Source organism: Streptomyces termitum, assembly GCF_014650175.1.
GTDB lineage: Bacteria > Actinomycetota > Actinomycetes > Streptomycetales > Streptomycetaceae > Streptomyces > Streptomyces termitum.
Genome location: NZ_BMUL01000029.1, coordinates 1 through 15,713, shown reverse-complemented (window position 1 = coordinate 15,713; position 15,713 = coordinate 1). Strand labels below are relative to the sequence as shown.

Below are 15,713 nucleotides of genomic sequence, written 5' to 3'. Positions count from 1 at the left end.
CTGACCTGAAGGAAGGGACCGGCCGAAGCGTCCGTCGGTGCCGCCGCGGTCCCAACGCCCGCCCCCTGTATAAGGGGACAAGCCCGGGTCCGCCCCGGGAGCCCCGCGCAGGGGCCACCCTCTCCGCCCGGCGGCGCGAACGTCCTGTCGCGCCAGCCCTCGCGCCGCCGGGCGGTCCACGAACGAGAGCGCGGAACCAGGTTTACGGTCCCTGGTTCCGCGCTCTTTCCTTTTTCACGCGCCCGCGCCCCCAGGGCCCCCGCCCGCCGCGCGCAGCCCCGCGGCGAGCGCGGCGTTGACGGTGAGCGAGGCCGCCGCCAGGACGGCCATCGCGGTCGCCGGGGAGGCCAGCTGGGCGAGCCCGCCCGCCAGTGCCGCGCTCAGCCCCTGGCAGGCGAGCATCCCGGAGGCGTGCAGGCCCAGCGCGTGCCCGGCCGTGTCGTCCGGGACCAGGGCCAGCAGCCGCTCCTGGTAAAGGAGGCTCGCGCCGTAGCCGGCGGCGGAGACCGTCACGGCCGCCACCGCCAGCGCCGTCGGCAGCCCCGCGCCGAGCGCGAAGAGCAGGTACGGGGCCGCGAGGAGGGCCTGGAGCGGTGCGGCGAGCCGCCCCCGCAGCCGCTCGGGCACGAACCTCCCGACCGCCACGTCCCCCGCCAGCATGCCGAGGGCGGCGCAGGCGAAGAGGAGCCCGGCGCGGTCGGGGGCGTACGGCACGAAGAGCGATTCGCAGCCCACGATCAGTCCGTTCGGCACCCACAGCGCCAGGTACAGCAGGCGGCGCGGGCGGGAGGAGAGCAGCCGGACGTCGGTCCGCCAGGTCTCGGCGGCCGAGGACCGGCCGGTGGCGCGCGGCGGACGGGCGGTGAGCCCCCGGCGGGCGAGGACCGCGGCGAGCAGATGGAACGCGGCGCCGACGAGGAGGGTGCCGCGCGGCGAGAGCACGGCGAGGAGCAGGCCGCCGGTGGCGAAGCCCGCGATCTGGCAGACCCCGACCGCCATGTTCATCACGGAGCGCCCGAGCAGGAACCGCTCCCGGGGCAGGATCTCGCCGAGGAGCCCGTACCGCACTCCCCCGCCGAGCGAGCCGACCAGGCCGAGGACGGCGAGGAGGCCGAACGACGCGCCGACCGGCAGTCCGGGCAGCGCCTGGAGGGCGGTGCCCGCGGCGAAGACGGCGGAGATCGCGGCGAGCGCGGTGCGCGGCGGCAGCCGGTCGGCGGCCGACAACAGCGTGAGGGCGCCGACCAGTTGGGCCAGCGACGGACCGAACAGGGCGAGCGCGCTGAGCAGCGGGGAGCCGGTGGCCCGGAAGACCAGGGTGGCGAGTCCGAGCCCGGCCACGGTCTGTGCGGCGGTCTGCGCGGCACCGGCCAGGAAGAGCGGGGTGAACTCGGGGGTGCGCAGGAGGTCGCGGTAGCGCGGCGGGGCGTCCGCCGTCGGCGGCGGGGCGGGAAGGGGCATGCGGGGAGCGTGGGGCACCCGGCCGGGCGCCGGTACTGTTTCGCGCACCGGCGAAAGCCCGTACCGGGAAGAGGTGTACGCGCCCCGGAGCCGGGAAGGCGGTCTCCGGGACGGCGAGGGCCGCGAGGCGCGGGGAGGGGTCACGGCATGGGGTGGTGGCGGGTCGGCGCGGACACGCTCGCGGGCAGCCGGTTCCTCGTATCGCCGCTCGCGGAGACCGTCGCCTCGCTGAAGACGCTGCACGCGGGCCGGGCGGGGCACCCGGGCGAGCGGGCCTGGCTCGCCCGGCACCTGCCCGCCTACCGGGCCCGGCTCGCCGCCGAACCGCTGGACGCGCTGCTGGTCCGGGCGGCGATCAGCCCCACCTGGAACGCGGACTTCCTCACCCCCACCCCGCTGGGCCACGGCGAGCGCGGCTTCGAGGAGGAGGTGGCGGTGGTCCGGGCGACCCCGCCCGCCGCCGCCCTGGCCGACCTGGCGGTGTCGGTCGGCGGCCCGGTGCCGGAGCCGCTGGCGGCGGCGCCCGACCTGCCGGGGCGGCTGGCGGCGCTGCTGGAGTGGGTGTGGCGGGAGACGGTGCTGCCGGAGTGGCCGCGCCGCCGCCGGGTGATGGAGGCCGATGTGGCGGCCCGCACGGCGCGGCTGGCGCGGGACGGCTGGGCGGCGGCCCTCGACGAGCTGTGTCCGGGCCGGACCCGCTGGCTGGGGGACGGCCGGCTCCAGGTCAACGCCCGTGATTATCCGCCGCGTTCGGTGACGGGCGGGCGGCTGCTGCTGGTGCCGGTGACGCCCGCGACGGGCTGGGTGTCGTGGGACGACGCGCCGGAGGCCGGTGAGCGGTACGCGATCGTCTACCCGTGCGCGGGCGTCCTGGCGGACGGGGCGGGCCCGCTGGTGCCCCGGGCGCTGGGCGCCCTGCTCGGGCCGGCCCGCGCGGGGGTCCTGCTGCGCCTCGAAACCCCTTTGTCCACCAGCCAGTTGGTGGCCCTGACCGGTCAGGGCCTGGGTTCGGTGGGACGGCACCTGAAGGTCCTGCACGACGCGGGCCTGATCCGCCGCCGCCGGGCGGGCCGCTCGGTCCTGTACGACCGCACGGAAGCCGGCACCGTCCTCGTACGGGCCCAGGAACGGCCCTGAGGATTCCGGGCACGGGCTTGACTCTCGGGTGACGCGAGACGGCACAGTCGGCGCCATGGAGAAACACGACCTGCTGCCGATCGGGCAGTTCTCGCAGGCCGCCGGCCTCTCGATCACCGCGCTGCGGCACTACGACGCCGGTGGCGTCCTCGTGCCGGCGTTCGTCGACCCGATGAGCGGCTACCGCTACTTCCGGCGCGACCAGGTCCGTACGGCGCAGACGATCAGGGCGCTGCGCCGGCTGGACGTCCCGGTCGAGGAGGTGCGCCGGCTCCTCGACCTCGGCGCGGCGGAGCTCTCCGCCGCGCTGCGCACCCGCCTGCACGCGGCCGAACGCCGCCTGGCGGAACAGCGCGCCACCGCCCACGACCTGCTGGACCGACTCTCCGAAGGAGCAGAGATGACCCACCGCGTCACCGTCCGCCAGGGCGCCGCCGAGCGCGTCCTCGTCCGCGCCGCGACCCTCGGCAACTCCGGGCTCGACGCCTTCCTGCGCGACGCCTACCAGGAGCTGTACGCGGCCGCCGGCCGTGGCCCGCTCACCTTCGCCGGCCCCGCCTTCATCCGCTTCCACGGGGTGTGCGACGACGAGAACGAGACGCTCGTCGAGGCGTGCCTGCCCTTCTGGAAGGACGGCGCGCAGCCGGCCGGACTGCCCGAGGGCATCACCGTGCGCGACCTGCCCGAGACCGCCCTCGCCTGCACGGAGGTCCAGGGGGCGGCCGCCGCCTTCCCCCGGATACTCGGCGCGTACGACGTCGTCGCCGGCTGGATCGCCGAGCACGGCTTCGCCTTCGCGGGCCCGGTCCGGCTGATCCACCGCCGCTGGACCGGGACCCCCGACTCCCCGGAGAACCTGCTGGAGATCGCCTGGCCGATCGAGGACCCCGGCGCCCCGCGGGACTGACGGGGGCTCCGGGTCAGCCCCCGCCGAGGCCGGCCCAGGCGCGCAGGCGCGGGCCGAGGTCGACGGCGTGGGGCAGGCGGGCGAGGGCGGCGGGGGCGGTCCTCACGCCCCGGCGGGCGAGGCCGTCGGCGAGGGCGGCCCAGTGCGCGGCGGCGGCCTCCTCGGCGGTCTCGCCGCCGTGGGGCTCGTCGGGGGCCGACGACCGTGCGGGCGGTCTCGGCCAGGGAGTCCCGGGTGAGGAGGGCCCGGAGGTCGCCGTCGCCCAGGACGCTCTCGGCCCAGCCCCGGTCGTCGAGGAGGACGAGGACGCGCCCGTCGGAGAGTTCGGCCTCCAGCCGGGCCGACACCGACACCTGGCGGGCGGTGGTGTGCGCCTCGTCCAGCTCGGCGCGGGTGACCAGGCGGACGACGGTGGTCATGGGGTCCTCCTCGCCATACGGCTCCGGCTTCGGCTCCTGCTGTGGCTCTCCAATCTATCCGCCGTCCCCCGAACGTGCCGCGTGCCCGGCCGGTGGGGAACCGGCCGGGCACGGGTCTCGCGGGGACGGGGACCCCGGAGGCGGGGCCGCGGGCCCCGTGCGCGAGGCGACGGGGCGGGCGCGGGCCCGGGTGGATCAGACCGCGAGCGGCTTGATCGCGGTCGGGGCGTGGCCCGGCTCGGTGGCCAGGTCCTCGAACTCGGTGACGTCGCTCATGTCGACGGTCCGGCTCATCGCGATGTTGGTGATGCGCTCCAGGATCGCCTCGACGACGACCGGGACCTGGTGCTCGACGGCCAGCTTCTTGGCCCGCTCCAGCGCCTCGCCCAGCTCCTCCGGGTCGGTGACGCGGATGGCCTTGACGCCGAGGCCCTCGGCGACCTTGACGTGGTCGACGCCGTAGGCGCCGATCTCGGGGGTGTTGATGTTCTCGAACTCGAGGTTGACCTCGAAGTTGATGCCGAGGCCGATCTGGGCCTGGCGGATCAGGCCGAGGTAGGCGTTGTTCACGAGGACGTGGACGTAGGGGACCTTGTGCTGGGCGGCGACCGCCAGCTCCTCGATCATGAACTGGAAGTCGTAGTCGCCGGAGAGCGCGACGACCGGGGTCTCCGGGTCGGCGGTGGCGGCGCCGATGGCGGCCGGGATGGTCCAGCCGAGCGGGCCGGCCTGGCCGCAGTTGATCCAGTGGCGCGGCTTGTAGACGTGCAGGAACTGCGCGGCGGCGATCTGGGAGAGGCCGATGGTGGTGACGTACCGGGTCTCCGGGCCGAAGGCCCTGTTCATCTCCTCGTAGACGCGCTGCGGCTTGATCGGCACGTTGTCGAAGTGCGTGCGGCGCTGGAGGGTGGCCTTGCGCTCCTGCGCGGAGGCGGCCCAGGCGGTGAAGTCGGGGAGCCGGCCCGCGGCCTTCCACTCCGTGGCGATGGCGACGAAGAGCTCCAGGGCGGCCTTGGCGTCGGAGGCGATGCCGTAGTCCGGGGCGAAGATCTTGCCGATCTGGGTGGGCTCGACGTCGACGTGGACGAACTTCCGGCCCTGGGTGTAGGCGTCGAGGTTGTAGCCGGTGTGGCGGTTGGCCCAGCGGTTGCCGATGCCGAGGACGAAGTCGGACTCCAGGAAGGTCGCGTTGCCGTAGCGGTGCGCGGTCTGGACGCCGACCATGCCGGCGGCGAGCGCGTGGTCGTCCGGGATGGTGCCCCAGCCCATGAGGGTGGAGATGACCGGGATGCCGGTCAGTTCGGCGAACTCGACGAGGAGGTCGGTGGCGTCGGCGTTGATGATGCCGCCGCCGGCCACGATCAGCGGGCGCTCGGACTCCAGGAGGAAGCCGAGGGCCTTCTCGGCCTGGGCGCGGGTGGCCCGCGGCTTGTAGACCGGCAGCGGCTCGTAGGTCTCGGGGTCGAACTCGATCTCGGTCTGCTGGACGTCGATCGGGAGGTCGATGAGGACCGGGCCGGGGCGGCCGGAGCGCATCAGGTGGAAGGCCTGCTGGAAGACGCCGGGGACCTGCGCGGCCTCCAGGACGGTGGTGGCCTTCTTGGTGACCGGACCCGCGATGGCGGCGATGTCGACGGCCTGGAAGTCCTCCTTGTGGAGCTTCGAGACCGGGGCCTGGCCGGTGATGCACAGGATCGGGATCGAGTCCGCGATGGCCGAGTACAGGCCGGTGATCATGTCGGTGCCGGCGGGGCCGGAGGTGCCGATGCAGACGCCGATGTTGCCGGGCTTGGCGCGGGTGTAGCCCTCCGCCATGTGGGAGGCGCCCTCGACGTGGCGGGCGAGCGTGTGGCTGATGCCGCCGACGTTCTTGAGCTCGCGGTAGAAGGGGTTGATCGCCGCGCCGGGCACGCCGAACGCGTTGGTGACGCCTTCGCGCTTGAGGATCTCAACGGCCGCTGCGGCGGCGGTCATACGGGGCATGGGAGGACTCCTGCTTCAACCGGGGGGAGACAGGGGGCCGGACGGACCGCCCGAACCTTGTTTCCATAATGCGGAAGTTCTGTTCTGCTATACGGAAGCAATGTAAGTGGGGGTCGGGGAGCCGTCAAGGGACCGCCCGCCGGGCGGGCACCTCCCGGGGGCCGGACGGCGCCGGACCGGACCTCCCCCAGCAGGTCGGGAGCGGGCCGGAAGGAGAGCGGAGGCGGATCGGGCGGGAACGGAGAAGGACGGCGGAAAGGCGGCGGAAGGTGGCCGGGAAACGCCCCTGATGACCGAAGTCGGCCCCCCGAACGGCCGGATGGGTGGACGATGGACGGGCGAGAAGAGGGGGTTCGGCGTGAGTGAGTCGGTATCGGTGCGCTGTCCGGAGTGCCTGCGGACACATCCGTACGCGGCACCCGTCTTCCCCTGCGCCTGCGGAAGCCCGGTCGCCCCGCCGCTGCTCCCCGGCGGCGCCCCCGAACCGATCCGGCACCGCACCTGGCGGGAGGAGTGGGTCACCGTGCGCTGCGCGGCCTGCGGGCGCGAGGACGACTGGCCCCAGCCGGAGCTCGGCTGCCCCTGCGGGACGCTGCTCCGGGTCCCGGTCACCCCGGTCCCCGCGGCACCCGCGCCGGACGCGTCCGCCGGGGCGGGCGGGACGGCGTACGGGACGGACGCGCCGCACGGGAGCCCGGCGGCGCACGAGGCCGACGCGCCCCGCGGGAGCGCGGAGCCGTACGGGGCCGACAGGACGTACGGGAGCACGGAGCCGTACGGGACCGGCAGGATGTACGGGACCGATGAGGCGTACGGGGCCGACGAGGCGTACGACGTCCCGCCCGTGCCGTACGAACCGCTCGACCCGCACGCCCTCGACGACGGCTGGGGCGCGTGGGACGCCCGGCTCGACGGAGCCGGCGAGCCCGACGCCCTCGCCGACGACGCGGCGTCCCCGTACCCGCACCCGTCCCCGTATCCGTACTCCTCCGCCCCCGACCGGACCGGCACCCCGCCGTTCTCCGAGCGGTACCCCGCCCACATCCCGCCGCCTCCGCGGACGGGTCCCGCGGCGCGGCGGGGCCCCTTCCGGCCGGTCACGATCCGCACCGCGCGGGACACGGTCGCCGCCGCGGCCGCGTACCTGGCCTGGCTCGGCTTCGAGGAGGTGCGGCAGCCGGAGGACCGGCACGCCGCCGGAGCCGACCTGCGCGGCCCCGGCCTCGTCGCCCAGGTCGACCCGAGCACCGCCCCGGCCGGGCTGCGGGCCGTGGAGTGCCTCTGGCTGCACGGGATGAACGCCTCCGCCGTCGCCGTCTTCTTCTCGCTGGCCGGATACACCCCGGAGGCGCGGGCGCGGGCCGCCGAGGTCCGGCTGCCCCTCTTCGTGCTCGACCTCACCGGCACCCCGCAGCCCGTGAACGACGCCGCCGACGAACTGACCTCGGGCGGCGCCGTCTGAGGCGCCCCGCCCCGAAGCCGCCGCGCTCCGCGGGCCACCGCCCGAAGAGCCCCGTCCGAGCCGAGCCGCGCCCTTGCGCGCGGGGAACGGATCCGGCCATTCACGCGTGAGGACCCCCCTCCCCCGGGCACAAAGAACCTGGGGGTGGACGGCATGGGGACGGGGAGCGGATGGTTCGTGGCGGCGGTCGTCGCGGCCTGGGCCGAAGTACTGACCGCGGCGGTCCTGCTGCGCACGCGGAACGGGTCCGGTACGGGCTCCGCCGGGGCGACGCCCGGCCCGGAGGGCCTGGCCCTGCTGCGCGGCGGACGGCTGGCGGCGGTGACGGTCGCCCTGGTGGCGCTGCACCAGCACGGAGCGGTCGCAGCCGGGCGCAAACGCACGATTCGGGCCAACGGCGGGCCGGGCCGGACCCGGGACCCGGTGCAGCTGGGCGTCCACCGCTCGCTGCGCAACGCCCTGGGACTGCGGGAACTCGCCCTGCGCCCCGAGGCCCGGCGGGCGGTCGACGGACTGCGGGCCGAGCTGGGGCGGGCGGGGCTGCTGCGCCCGCCGGGGCGGCGGCGCGCGGCCTGGCTGCTGCTGGCCGCCGTGCCGCCGACCTTCGCGGCGGGGGTCGCGGCGAGCGGGGCCGCGCTCGGCACGGTGGTCGCGGCCGGGCTGCCCGTCCTGGTGGCGGCGCCGACCCTGCTGTGCCTGCCACCCGCCACCCGGGCCGCCCGGCGGCTGCTGGCCGAGCTGCGGGAGCGGCACCCGCTGCCCGCGCACCGGCGCGAGGTGACGGACGGCCGGCTGGTCCAGCTCTACGTGGCGCTGTACGGCGACCCGGCCCTCGCCCTGTTCCTGCCGCGCTTCTCCCGGGACAGCGGCCTGCTGTCCCGCCCGGAACCGCCGGAGGAGCGCCCGTGACGCCGGGGCATACTGGCGTATGCGCATCAGAGCGGCCGAACCGGCCGAACTCCCGCTGCTCCAGTCCATCGAACGCGCGGCGGGCGAACCCTTCCGCGGTCTCGGCATGGCGGCGATCGCCGAGGACGACCCCCTGCCCCTGGACGTCCTGGAGGGCTACCGGGCCGCGGGCCGGGCCTGGGTGGCGGTCGACGGGGACGACCGGCCCGTCGCGTACCTGCTGGCGGAGACCGTCGACGGCGCGGCCCACATCGAGCAGGTGTCGGTGCACCCCGACGCCGCCCGCCGGGGCGTCGGCCGGGCGCTGATCGAGCACCTGGCGCGGGCCGCCCGGGAGGAGGGCCTGTCGGCCCTCACCCTGACGACCTTCGTCGAGGTGCCGTGGAACGCCCCCTACTACACCCGCCTGGGCTTCCGCCCGCTCACCGACGGCGACCCGGCCCTGACCGACGGCCTGCGCGCCATCGGCCGCGCCGAGGCCGCCCACGGCCTGGCCGCCTGGCCCCGCGTCTGCATGCGCCGCGACCTGCCCACCCCGGAGGAGGCCGCCGTCTAGGGCATGTCCGGCGATCCCCCGCCGGTACCGGCAGCGAACGGCCGCCGCCCCTGCCGGTCGCGGGCAGTGCCCGGGGCGTCCCGGGCGTGCCACCCTTCCCACGGTCCCCGGACGGGACCGGCGGGACGGCGAGGGGGCGGACATGAGCGGACGGCGGAGCCGGGTGGCGGAGTGGACGCGGGACTGGAGCACCCGGCGTGCGGTCGCGGTCTACGCGGTGGCCCAGTGCGCCCTGCTCGGGCTGATCGCCGCCGTGCTCGGGGCGCTGGGCCCGGGCCCGCTCCCCGTGGGCGCGGTCCTCGTGTGGCTCGGCCCGGCGGCGGGCGGACTCGTGGGCGTCCTGCGGGACCGCCGCGCCCGGGAGCCGTAGGGCCCCCTTCGCCTCCAGGCCCGCGGAGCCCCGCCCCGCCCGGTCCTAGTCCCCGTACCGCTCCCGGAGTTCGACCTTCCGTACCTTTCCGCTGACCGTCATGGGGAACTCGGCGAGGACCTCCAGGCGGCGCGGGACCTTGTAGTGGGCGAGGCGGTCGCGGCAGAAGGCGGTGAGGTCGTCGAGGGTCGGCGGGTCGGCCGGGTCGCGGGGGATCACGCAGGCGAGGATCTCCTCGCCGTACCGCGCGTCGGACACGCCGACGACCTGCACGTCCGCGATCTTGGGGTGGCCGTAGAGGAACTCCTCGATCTCGCGCGGGTACACGTTCTCGCCACCCCGGATGATCATGTCCTTGATGCGGCCGACGATCCGCACGTAGCCGTCGTCCCGCATCACCGCCAGGTCGCCGGTGTGCATCCAGCGGCCCGCGTCGACGACCTCGGCGGTCTTCTCCGGCTCGTCCCAGTAGCCGAGCATCACGCCGTAGCCCCGGGTGCACAGTTCGCCCGCCGCGCCGCGCGGGACGGTAAGGCCGGTGGCCGGGTCGACTACCTTGACCTCGACGTGCGGCAGGACCCGGCCGACGGTGCCGGTGCGGCGCTCCAGGTCGTCGTCGCGGCGGGTCTGGGTGGAGACGGGCGAGGTCTCCGTCATGCCGTAACAGATCGACACCTCCGCCATGTTCATCTCGGCGACCACCCGCTTCATCACCTCCTCCGGGCACGGCGAGCCCGCCATGATGCCGGTGCGGAGGGTGGAGAGGTCGTACGAGGCGAAGTCGGGCAGGTTCAGCTCGGCGATGAACATGGTGGGCACCCCGTAGAGCGAGGTGCAGCGCTCCTCCTGGACGGCGCGGAGGGTGGCCGCCGGGTCGAAGGAGGCGGCCGGGACGACGACGCAGGCGCCGTGCGAGGTGGCGGCCAGATTGCCCATCACCATGCCGAAGCAGTGGTAGAAGGGCACCGGCACGCAGATCCGGTCCTCCTCCGTGTAGGCGATCATCTCGCCCACGAAGTAACCGTTGTTGAGGATGTTGTGGTGGGAGAGCGTGGCGCCCTTCGGGAAGCCGGTGGTGCCCGAGGTGTACTGGATGTTGACCGGCTCGTCGGCGGAGAGCGGCTCGGGGACGAGGCCGCCCGCGTCGCGGGACGCGAAGGCGTCCCAGCTCGCGTCGCCGAAGTAGACCGCCTCCCGCAGCCCGGGGCGCCCGCCCCGCACCTCCTCGACCATCGCCCGGTAGTCGCTGCCCTTGTGGGTGAGCGAGGCGAACAGCATCGAGACGCCCGACTGGTCGAGCACATAGGCGAGTTCGTGGGCGCGGTAGGCCGGGTTGATGGTGACCATGACGGCGCCGACGCGGGCGGTGGCGTACTGCACCAGCACCCATTCGGCGCAGTTGACGGCCCAGATGCCGACCCGGTCGCCCTTGCCGACGCCGCTGCCGAGGAGCGCCCCGGCGAGCCGGTCCACCTCGGCGCCGAACTCGGCGTAGGTCCAGCGCCGTCCGGTCGGCAGGTCGACAAGAGCCTCCCGGCCGGGAAAGGCGGCGACGGCCCGGTCGAGGTTCGCGCCGATGGTGTCGCCGAGCAGCGGGGTTTCCGACACCCCGTGCGCGTAGGAGAGTTCCGTACCGGTCACTTCAGGTCCCCCTCGGTGAACTCGGGCCCGGTGGGGGCGCCTTCGGCGGTGAGGCGGCGCAGCTCCACCCGGCGGATCTTGCCGGAGACGGTCTTGGGCAGGTCGGCGAACTCGATGCGGCGGACCCGCTTGTACGGGGCGAGCACGGCCCGCGAGTGGGCGAAGAGCGCGCGGGCGGTCTCCGCGTCGGGCTCGAAGCCCTCGGCGAGGACGACGTACGCCTTGGGGACGGCGAGCCGCAGCGGGTCGGGGGCGGGGACGACGGCGGCCTCGGCGACGGCCTCGTGCTCCAGGAGGGCGCTCTCCAGCTCGAAGGGGCTGATCTTGTAGTCGCTGGCCTTGAAGACGTCGTCGGCCCGGCCCACGTAGTGGATGTAGCCGTCCTCGTCCCGGCTGCCGATGTCGCCGGTGCGGTAGTAGCCGCCGGCCATCGCCTCGGCGGTCTTCTCCGGGTCGCCGTGGTAGCCGGTCATCAGGCCGACCGGGCGGGCCGACAGGTCGAGGCAGATCTCGCCCTCGGCGACGTCCGGGGTGCCGGTCACCGGGTCGACCAGGGTGACCCGGTAGCCGGGGCTGGGACGGCCCATGGAGCCCTCCTTCAGCGGCTGGCCGGGGCTGTTGGAGACCTGGACGGCGGTCTCGGTCTGCCCGAAGCCGTCGCGGATGGTGACGCCCCAGGCGCGCCGGACCGCCTCGATGACCTCCGGGTTGAGCGGTTCCCCGGCGGCGACGACCTCGCGCGGCGGGGTGGCGAGCCGGCCGAGGTCGGACTGGATGAGCATGCGCCACACGGTCGGCGGGGCGCAGAAGGAGGTGACGCCGTGCCGGTCCATCTCGGCCATCAGGCGGCCCGCGTCGAAGCGCGTGTAGTTGTGGATGAAGACGGTCGCGCCGGCGTTCCAGGGGGCGAAGAGGTTCGACCAGGCGTGCTTGGCCCAGCCCGGCGAGGAGATGTTGAGGTGGACGTCGCCGGGCTTGAGCCCGATCCAGTACATCGTGGCCAGGTGCCCCACCGGGTACGAGGTGTGGGTGTGCTCGACGAGCTTGGGGCGGGCGGTGGTGCCGGAGGTGAAGTAGAGCATCAGCGTGTCGTCGGCCGGGGTGGGGCCGTCGGGCGCGAAGACCTCGGAGGCGGCGGCGGAGTCCTCGTACCCCGTCCAGCCCTCCCGGGCGCCGCCGACCGTGATCCGGCCGTAGTCGCCGGGCACCTCGTCGAACTTGGCGGTGTCCTCGGCGCGCGCGATCACGTGCCGGGCCCGGCCGCGCTCGATCCGGTCGCGCAGGTCGGCGGGGCCGAGGAGCGGGGTGGCGGGGATGACGACGGCGCGCAGCTTCATCGCGGCGAGCATGGTCTCCCACAGCTCGGTCTGGTTGCCCAGCATGACGATGATCCGGTCCCCGGCGGCGACGCCCCGGGCACGCAGCCAGTTCGCGACCCGGTTCGAGCGGGCGGACATCTCGGCGAAGCTCACCTTGGCCTCGGAGCCGTCCTCCTCGACGAGGTGGAGGGCGGTGGCGTCGTTGCCCTCGGCGATGACGTCGAACCACTCCAGCGCCCAGTTGAACCGCTCGGGACGGGGCCAGGCGAAGCCCTCGTACGCCGCTGTGTAGTCCTCGCGGTGCCGGAGCAGGAAGTCCCGGGCGGCCCGGAACTCCTCGGTCGCGCTGGTTGCCGTCATGTGTCCTCCTCGTTGCGGGACCCGTCCCGCTCATCGTGTAATCGGTGACCCAGGTCTCACTACCCCCGTTCGGGGGTGTTCGGGGGGACCGTGGAAGGAGTGTTCTTCCGTGTCGGAGCGGATGGAAGCGATGGAAGCGGTGGAGCTGCGGGCGGCGCTGGTGCGGCTGCGCCGGGGCAGCGGGCTGCCCGTGGTCTTCGGCGGGCTGTTCCGGGACGGCGGGCCCCGGCTGCGGATCGCCGAGCTGCACGGGGCGGTCACCCCCGCCCTGCGCGGCCTGGTCATCTCCACCGGCTCCGGCCTGGGCGGGAAGTGCCTGGCACTGGGCCGGCCGTGCGCGGTGACGGACTACCCGGCGGCCCGGCACATCACGCACGAGTACGACGTGCCGGTGTCGGCGGAGGGGCTGCGCTCGGTGGTCGCGGTGCCGGTGGTGGTCCGGCGGCAGGTGCGCGGGGTGCTGTACGGGGCGCTGCGGGACGCGCTGCCGCTGGGCGAGCGGGTCCTGGACGCGGCGGTGGCGGCGGCCCGGGACGTGGAGCAGGCGCTGGCGGTGCGGGACGAGGCGGCCCGGCTGGCGGAGCCGCCGGCCGGGGCGGACCCGTCGTGGGAGGAGGTCCGGCAGGCGTACGGCGAGCTGCGGGCGCTCGCGCCGCGGGTGGTGGACCCGGCGCTGCGGGCCCGGCTGCTGGCCGTCTGCGGCCGGCTGGAGACCGCCGCCGGGGGGCCGGCGGCGCCGGTGGCGGACGTGCGGCTGACGCCGCGCGAGACGGACGTCCTGGCGGCGGTCGCCTCGGGGGCGACGAACGCGACGGCGGGCCGGCGGCTGGGGCTGAGCCCGGAGACGGTGAAGGGGTACCTGCGTTCGGCGATGCGGAAGCTGGGCGCCCACACCCGTCTGGAGGCCGTCGTCTCCGCCCGCCGCGCGGGCCTCCTGCCCTGACCCCTCCCCGTCAGCCTTCCGCGCCGCCCTCCGCGCGGAAGACGATGTCGTACGGGCTCCGCGCGGTGAGCCGCAGGACCCGCTCGGCCTCCTCGGTGAGCGCGGCCCGGTCGGCGCGGGCGACCGGGGCGAAGGGCTCAAGGGTCAGGGTGACGCGGTCCTTGCCCTCGTCCAGGTACCAGAGCCCGGCGACGGCCCCGTCGAGGAGGAGGACGCGGTGGGCCTGGTTGCCGGTCCAGGTGCGGTGCCGGTACTCCTCCGGGACGATCCGGCGCCGGTCGGCGTGGGAGAGCAGCAGGTTGTCGAACTCGGGCAGCAGGCGCGGCGGGGCCGGCACGTCCGGGTCGGGGCGGGGCGCGTCCGGCAGGTCGAAGAGTTCGGTGCCGTCCTCGTCGCGCAGGGCGAGGAGCCGGGGCCGCAGCCGGTCGAAGACGGGCCGCAGCCGGGTCAGCCCGCACCAGGTCTGGGCGTCCTTGACGGAGGCGGGCCCGAAGGCGCCGAGGTAGCGCAGGACGAGCTCCTCGGCGTCGGCGGCGTCGTACCCGTGGCCGGGGAACCAGCGGTCGGCGGTGGTGAGCCGCACCTGCCCGCTGCGGCCCCACAGGCCGCGCGGGGTGGTCTGGACGAGCGGCAGGAGGCAGCGGGCGGCGAGGGTGAGGGCCTGCGGGTCGGCGGCGGGCCACTCCCGGAGCAGGTGCGCGCGGATCTCGCCGGGGGTACGGGGCTCCGCCTCGACGAAGGCGCGGGCGAGGGCGGCGAGCCGGTCGGGGTCGGCCCCGGCGAGCCCCTTGCGGAACATCGCGAGTTCCCGGGAGATGGCCCCCGACTGGACGAGGGCGCGCAGGGCGACCGTGTCGCGGGCGGTGTGGGTGTGGACGGTGGAGCGCAGGCTCGCGATCCGGGCCACGGCCCGGGACTCCATCAGCGCGGAGAGGTCCTCGGGCCGGAAGCCGCCGAGGCGGGCGGCGAGGGCGTAGTACGGGGGCTTGGTGTTCTGCGCCTGGAGTCCGACCAGGTGGTGCACGGCCTCCTCGGCCCCGAGCGGCGAGGGGTTCAGGAGCAGTTGGCGGGCGAGGGTGGCACGGCCGAGCGCGCGGCGGGAGAGCGGGGGGAGGGCGTCCATGGGAGGGACGGTACAAGCCGTACAGGACAGATTCCGTCCGCTATGAGCGGCCGCCCTAGGGGGTGTATCGAAAGCGGCGACGGTTCGCTGCTCCTCGAAAAGATCAGTCGCAGTGATGCTCACGAAGACTGCGGACTCTGGGCCGTGCCGTGGGCCAGGTCGGCCAGCCGTTCCGCGTCGGGGGTGCCGGGTTCGGCCGACCAGAGCACGAGTTGCTGTTCCGGGGCGCCGGCGTAGCGGAAGGTGTCCCAGTCGAGGGTGAGATCGCCGACGACGGGGTGTCTGATGCGTTTGCTGCCGAAGTCCTGGTGCGCGACGCGGTGCTCGGCCCACCAGACCCGGAACTGCCGATCGGCGACGGCCAGCTCGCCCACGAGGGCGGTGAGGGCTGGGTCCGTCGGATTCGTTCCGGCTTCCATGCGCAGGACTTCGACGCAGGTGCGGGCCACGTCTTCCCAGTCCGGGTAGATGTCGCGCATCACCGGGTCGGTGAAGACCATGCGAACGTAGTTGCGCTCGGGCTCGGGCACGGTCGCGGAGTCGCACAGCAGATGTGCTGCCAGTGGGTTCCAGGCGAGGATGTCGAGGCGCGGGCCGAAGACGAGGGCGGGCGTACCGGTGAGCTGGCCGAGCAGCCGGGTCAGGTGCGGGTGCACTTTGGGGCGCGGGGACCGGCGCGGCGTCTTGCGGTGTCCGGCGCGCGCGGCCTGGTCGACCAGTCCTTCCGCGTACGTCCTCTGGTCGGCGTCCAGCCGCAGCTCCCGCGCGAGGGACTCAAGTACCGGCGGCGACGGTGCCAGTCGGCCCTGCTCGATGCGTACGTAGTAGTCGGTACTGATGGCGGCGAGCTCGGCCACCTCCTCGCGGCGCAGCCCCCGCACGCGGCGCTGGGTGTGGGTGCGCTCGGGGAGCCCGACCTGTGCCGGTGTGAGTTCACCACGGCGGTGCTTGAAGAACTCACCGAGCTCACGAAGATGCACGGAATCAGCCATTCCTTCAGCATGGCACCGAGGGAAAAGCTCTGCCTGGGAGAGATCCTTCCTAGGCAGTGTCTTCAAATGATTACCGCTGGTGGATCATGGTGCTGTGATACGTCGCCATGAACTGTCGGATGCCGAGTGGG

12 protein-coding genes and 1 pseudogene are annotated in these 15,713 nt (G+C 74.7%); 7 read left to right on the top strand and 6 right to left on the bottom strand.

Annotation, left to right across the window (positions count from 1 at the left end; genetic code table 11):
- Nucleotides 1–234: 234 nt before the first annotated feature.
- A complete protein-coding gene (locus IE219_RS30920; protein ID WP_189983569.1) occupies nucleotides 235–1,461 on the bottom strand; it encodes an MFS transporter in 1,227 nt (408 codons plus the stop codon).
- Nucleotides 1,462–1,608: 147 nt separating this feature from the next.
- Here IE219_RS30920 and IE219_RS30915 point away from each other — a divergent pair, with 147 nt between their 5' ends.
- Both IE219_RS30915 and IE219_RS30910 read left to right on the top strand, forming a co-directional pair.
- The gene (locus IE219_RS30915; protein WP_189983567.1) at nucleotides 1,609–2,598 is read left to right on the top strand and encodes an ArsR/SmtB family transcription factor; all 990 of its coding nucleotides are present in this window, start codon (nucleotides 1,609–1,611) and stop codon (nucleotides 2,596–2,598) included.
- Nucleotides 2,599–2,653: 55 nt separating this feature from the next.
- Complete coding sequence (locus tag IE219_RS30910) at nucleotides 2,654–3,505, top strand: MerR family transcriptional regulator (RefSeq protein ID WP_189983565.1); 852 nt, start codon at nucleotides 2,654–2,656, stop codon at nucleotides 3,503–3,505.
- A gap of 614 nt (nucleotides 3,506–4,119) precedes the next feature.
- On the opposite strand, the gene gcl is transcribed toward IE219_RS30910, so the two are convergent.
- Nucleotides 4,120–5,907 (bottom strand): glyoxylate carboligase, encoded by a 1,788-nt coding sequence (gene gcl, locus IE219_RS30900; protein WP_189983564.1) that lies wholly within the window; start codon nucleotides 5,905–5,907, stop codon nucleotides 4,120–4,122.
- Between the two features lie 1,027 nt (nucleotides 5,908–6,934).
- On the opposite strand from gcl, the pseudogene IE219_RS32655 reads away from it, so the two are divergent.
- The 4 genes and pseudogenes from IE219_RS32655 to IE219_RS30880 form a co-directional block, all read left to right on the top strand.
- A pseudogene (locus tag IE219_RS32655) lies at nucleotides 6,935–7,369 on the top strand (hypothetical protein); the annotation flags it as partial.
- A gap of 153 nt (nucleotides 7,370–7,522) precedes the next feature.
- Nucleotides 7,523–8,278: a TIGR04222 domain-containing membrane protein gene (locus tag IE219_RS30890; RefSeq protein WP_189983562.1), complete on the top strand. Its 756-nt coding sequence runs from the start codon at nucleotides 7,523–7,525 to the stop codon at nucleotides 8,276–8,278.
- Between the two features lie 19 nt (nucleotides 8,279–8,297).
- Nucleotides 8,298–8,834: a GNAT family N-acetyltransferase gene (locus IE219_RS30885; protein WP_189983560.1), complete on the top strand. Its 537-nt coding sequence runs from the start codon at nucleotides 8,298–8,300 to the stop codon at nucleotides 8,832–8,834.
- Nucleotides 8,835–8,976: 142 nt separating this feature from the next.
- The gene (locus IE219_RS30880; protein WP_189983558.1) at nucleotides 8,977–9,204 is read left to right on the top strand and encodes a hypothetical protein; all 228 of its coding nucleotides are present in this window, start codon (nucleotides 8,977–8,979) and stop codon (nucleotides 9,202–9,204) included.
- A gap of 45 nt (nucleotides 9,205–9,249) precedes the next feature.
- Here the strand turns inward: IE219_RS30880 and IE219_RS30875 are convergent, their stop codons facing one another.
- Both IE219_RS30875 and IE219_RS30870 read right to left on the bottom strand, forming a co-directional pair.
- Complete coding sequence (locus IE219_RS30875; protein ID WP_189983556.1) at nucleotides 9,250–10,845, bottom strand: AMP-binding protein; 1,596 nt, start codon at nucleotides 10,843–10,845, stop codon at nucleotides 9,250–9,252.
- Nucleotides 10,842–12,524, bottom strand: a complete 1,683-nt coding sequence (locus tag IE219_RS30870) for an AMP-binding protein (RefSeq protein WP_189983554.1) — start codon at nucleotides 12,522–12,524, stop codon at nucleotides 10,842–10,844. Before IE219_RS30870 ends, IE219_RS30875 begins: the two co-directional genes overlap by 4 nt.
- 121 nt (nucleotides 12,525–12,645) lie before the next feature.
- On the opposite strand from IE219_RS30870, the gene IE219_RS30865 reads away from it, so the two are divergent.
- Nucleotides 12,646–13,467, top strand: coding sequence for a helix-turn-helix transcriptional regulator (locus IE219_RS30865; RefSeq protein ID WP_373298922.1), 822 nt, complete (start codon nucleotides 12,646–12,648; stop codon nucleotides 13,465–13,467).
- Between the two features lie 10 nt (nucleotides 13,468–13,477).
- On the opposite strand, the gene IE219_RS30860 is transcribed toward IE219_RS30865, so the two are convergent.
- Together IE219_RS30860 and IE219_RS30855 are read right to left on the bottom strand one after the other, a co-directional pair.
- The gene (locus IE219_RS30860; RefSeq protein ID WP_189983552.1) at nucleotides 13,478–14,590 is read right to left on the bottom strand and encodes a winged helix DNA-binding domain-containing protein; all 1,113 of its coding nucleotides are present in this window, start codon (nucleotides 14,588–14,590) and stop codon (nucleotides 13,478–13,480) included.
- Nucleotides 14,591–14,709: 119 nt separating this feature from the next.
- Complete coding sequence (locus IE219_RS30855) at nucleotides 14,710–15,582, bottom strand: helix-turn-helix domain-containing protein (RefSeq protein ID WP_189983549.1); 873 nt, start codon at nucleotides 15,580–15,582, stop codon at nucleotides 14,710–14,712.
- Nucleotides 15,583–15,713: the final 131 nt, after the last annotated feature.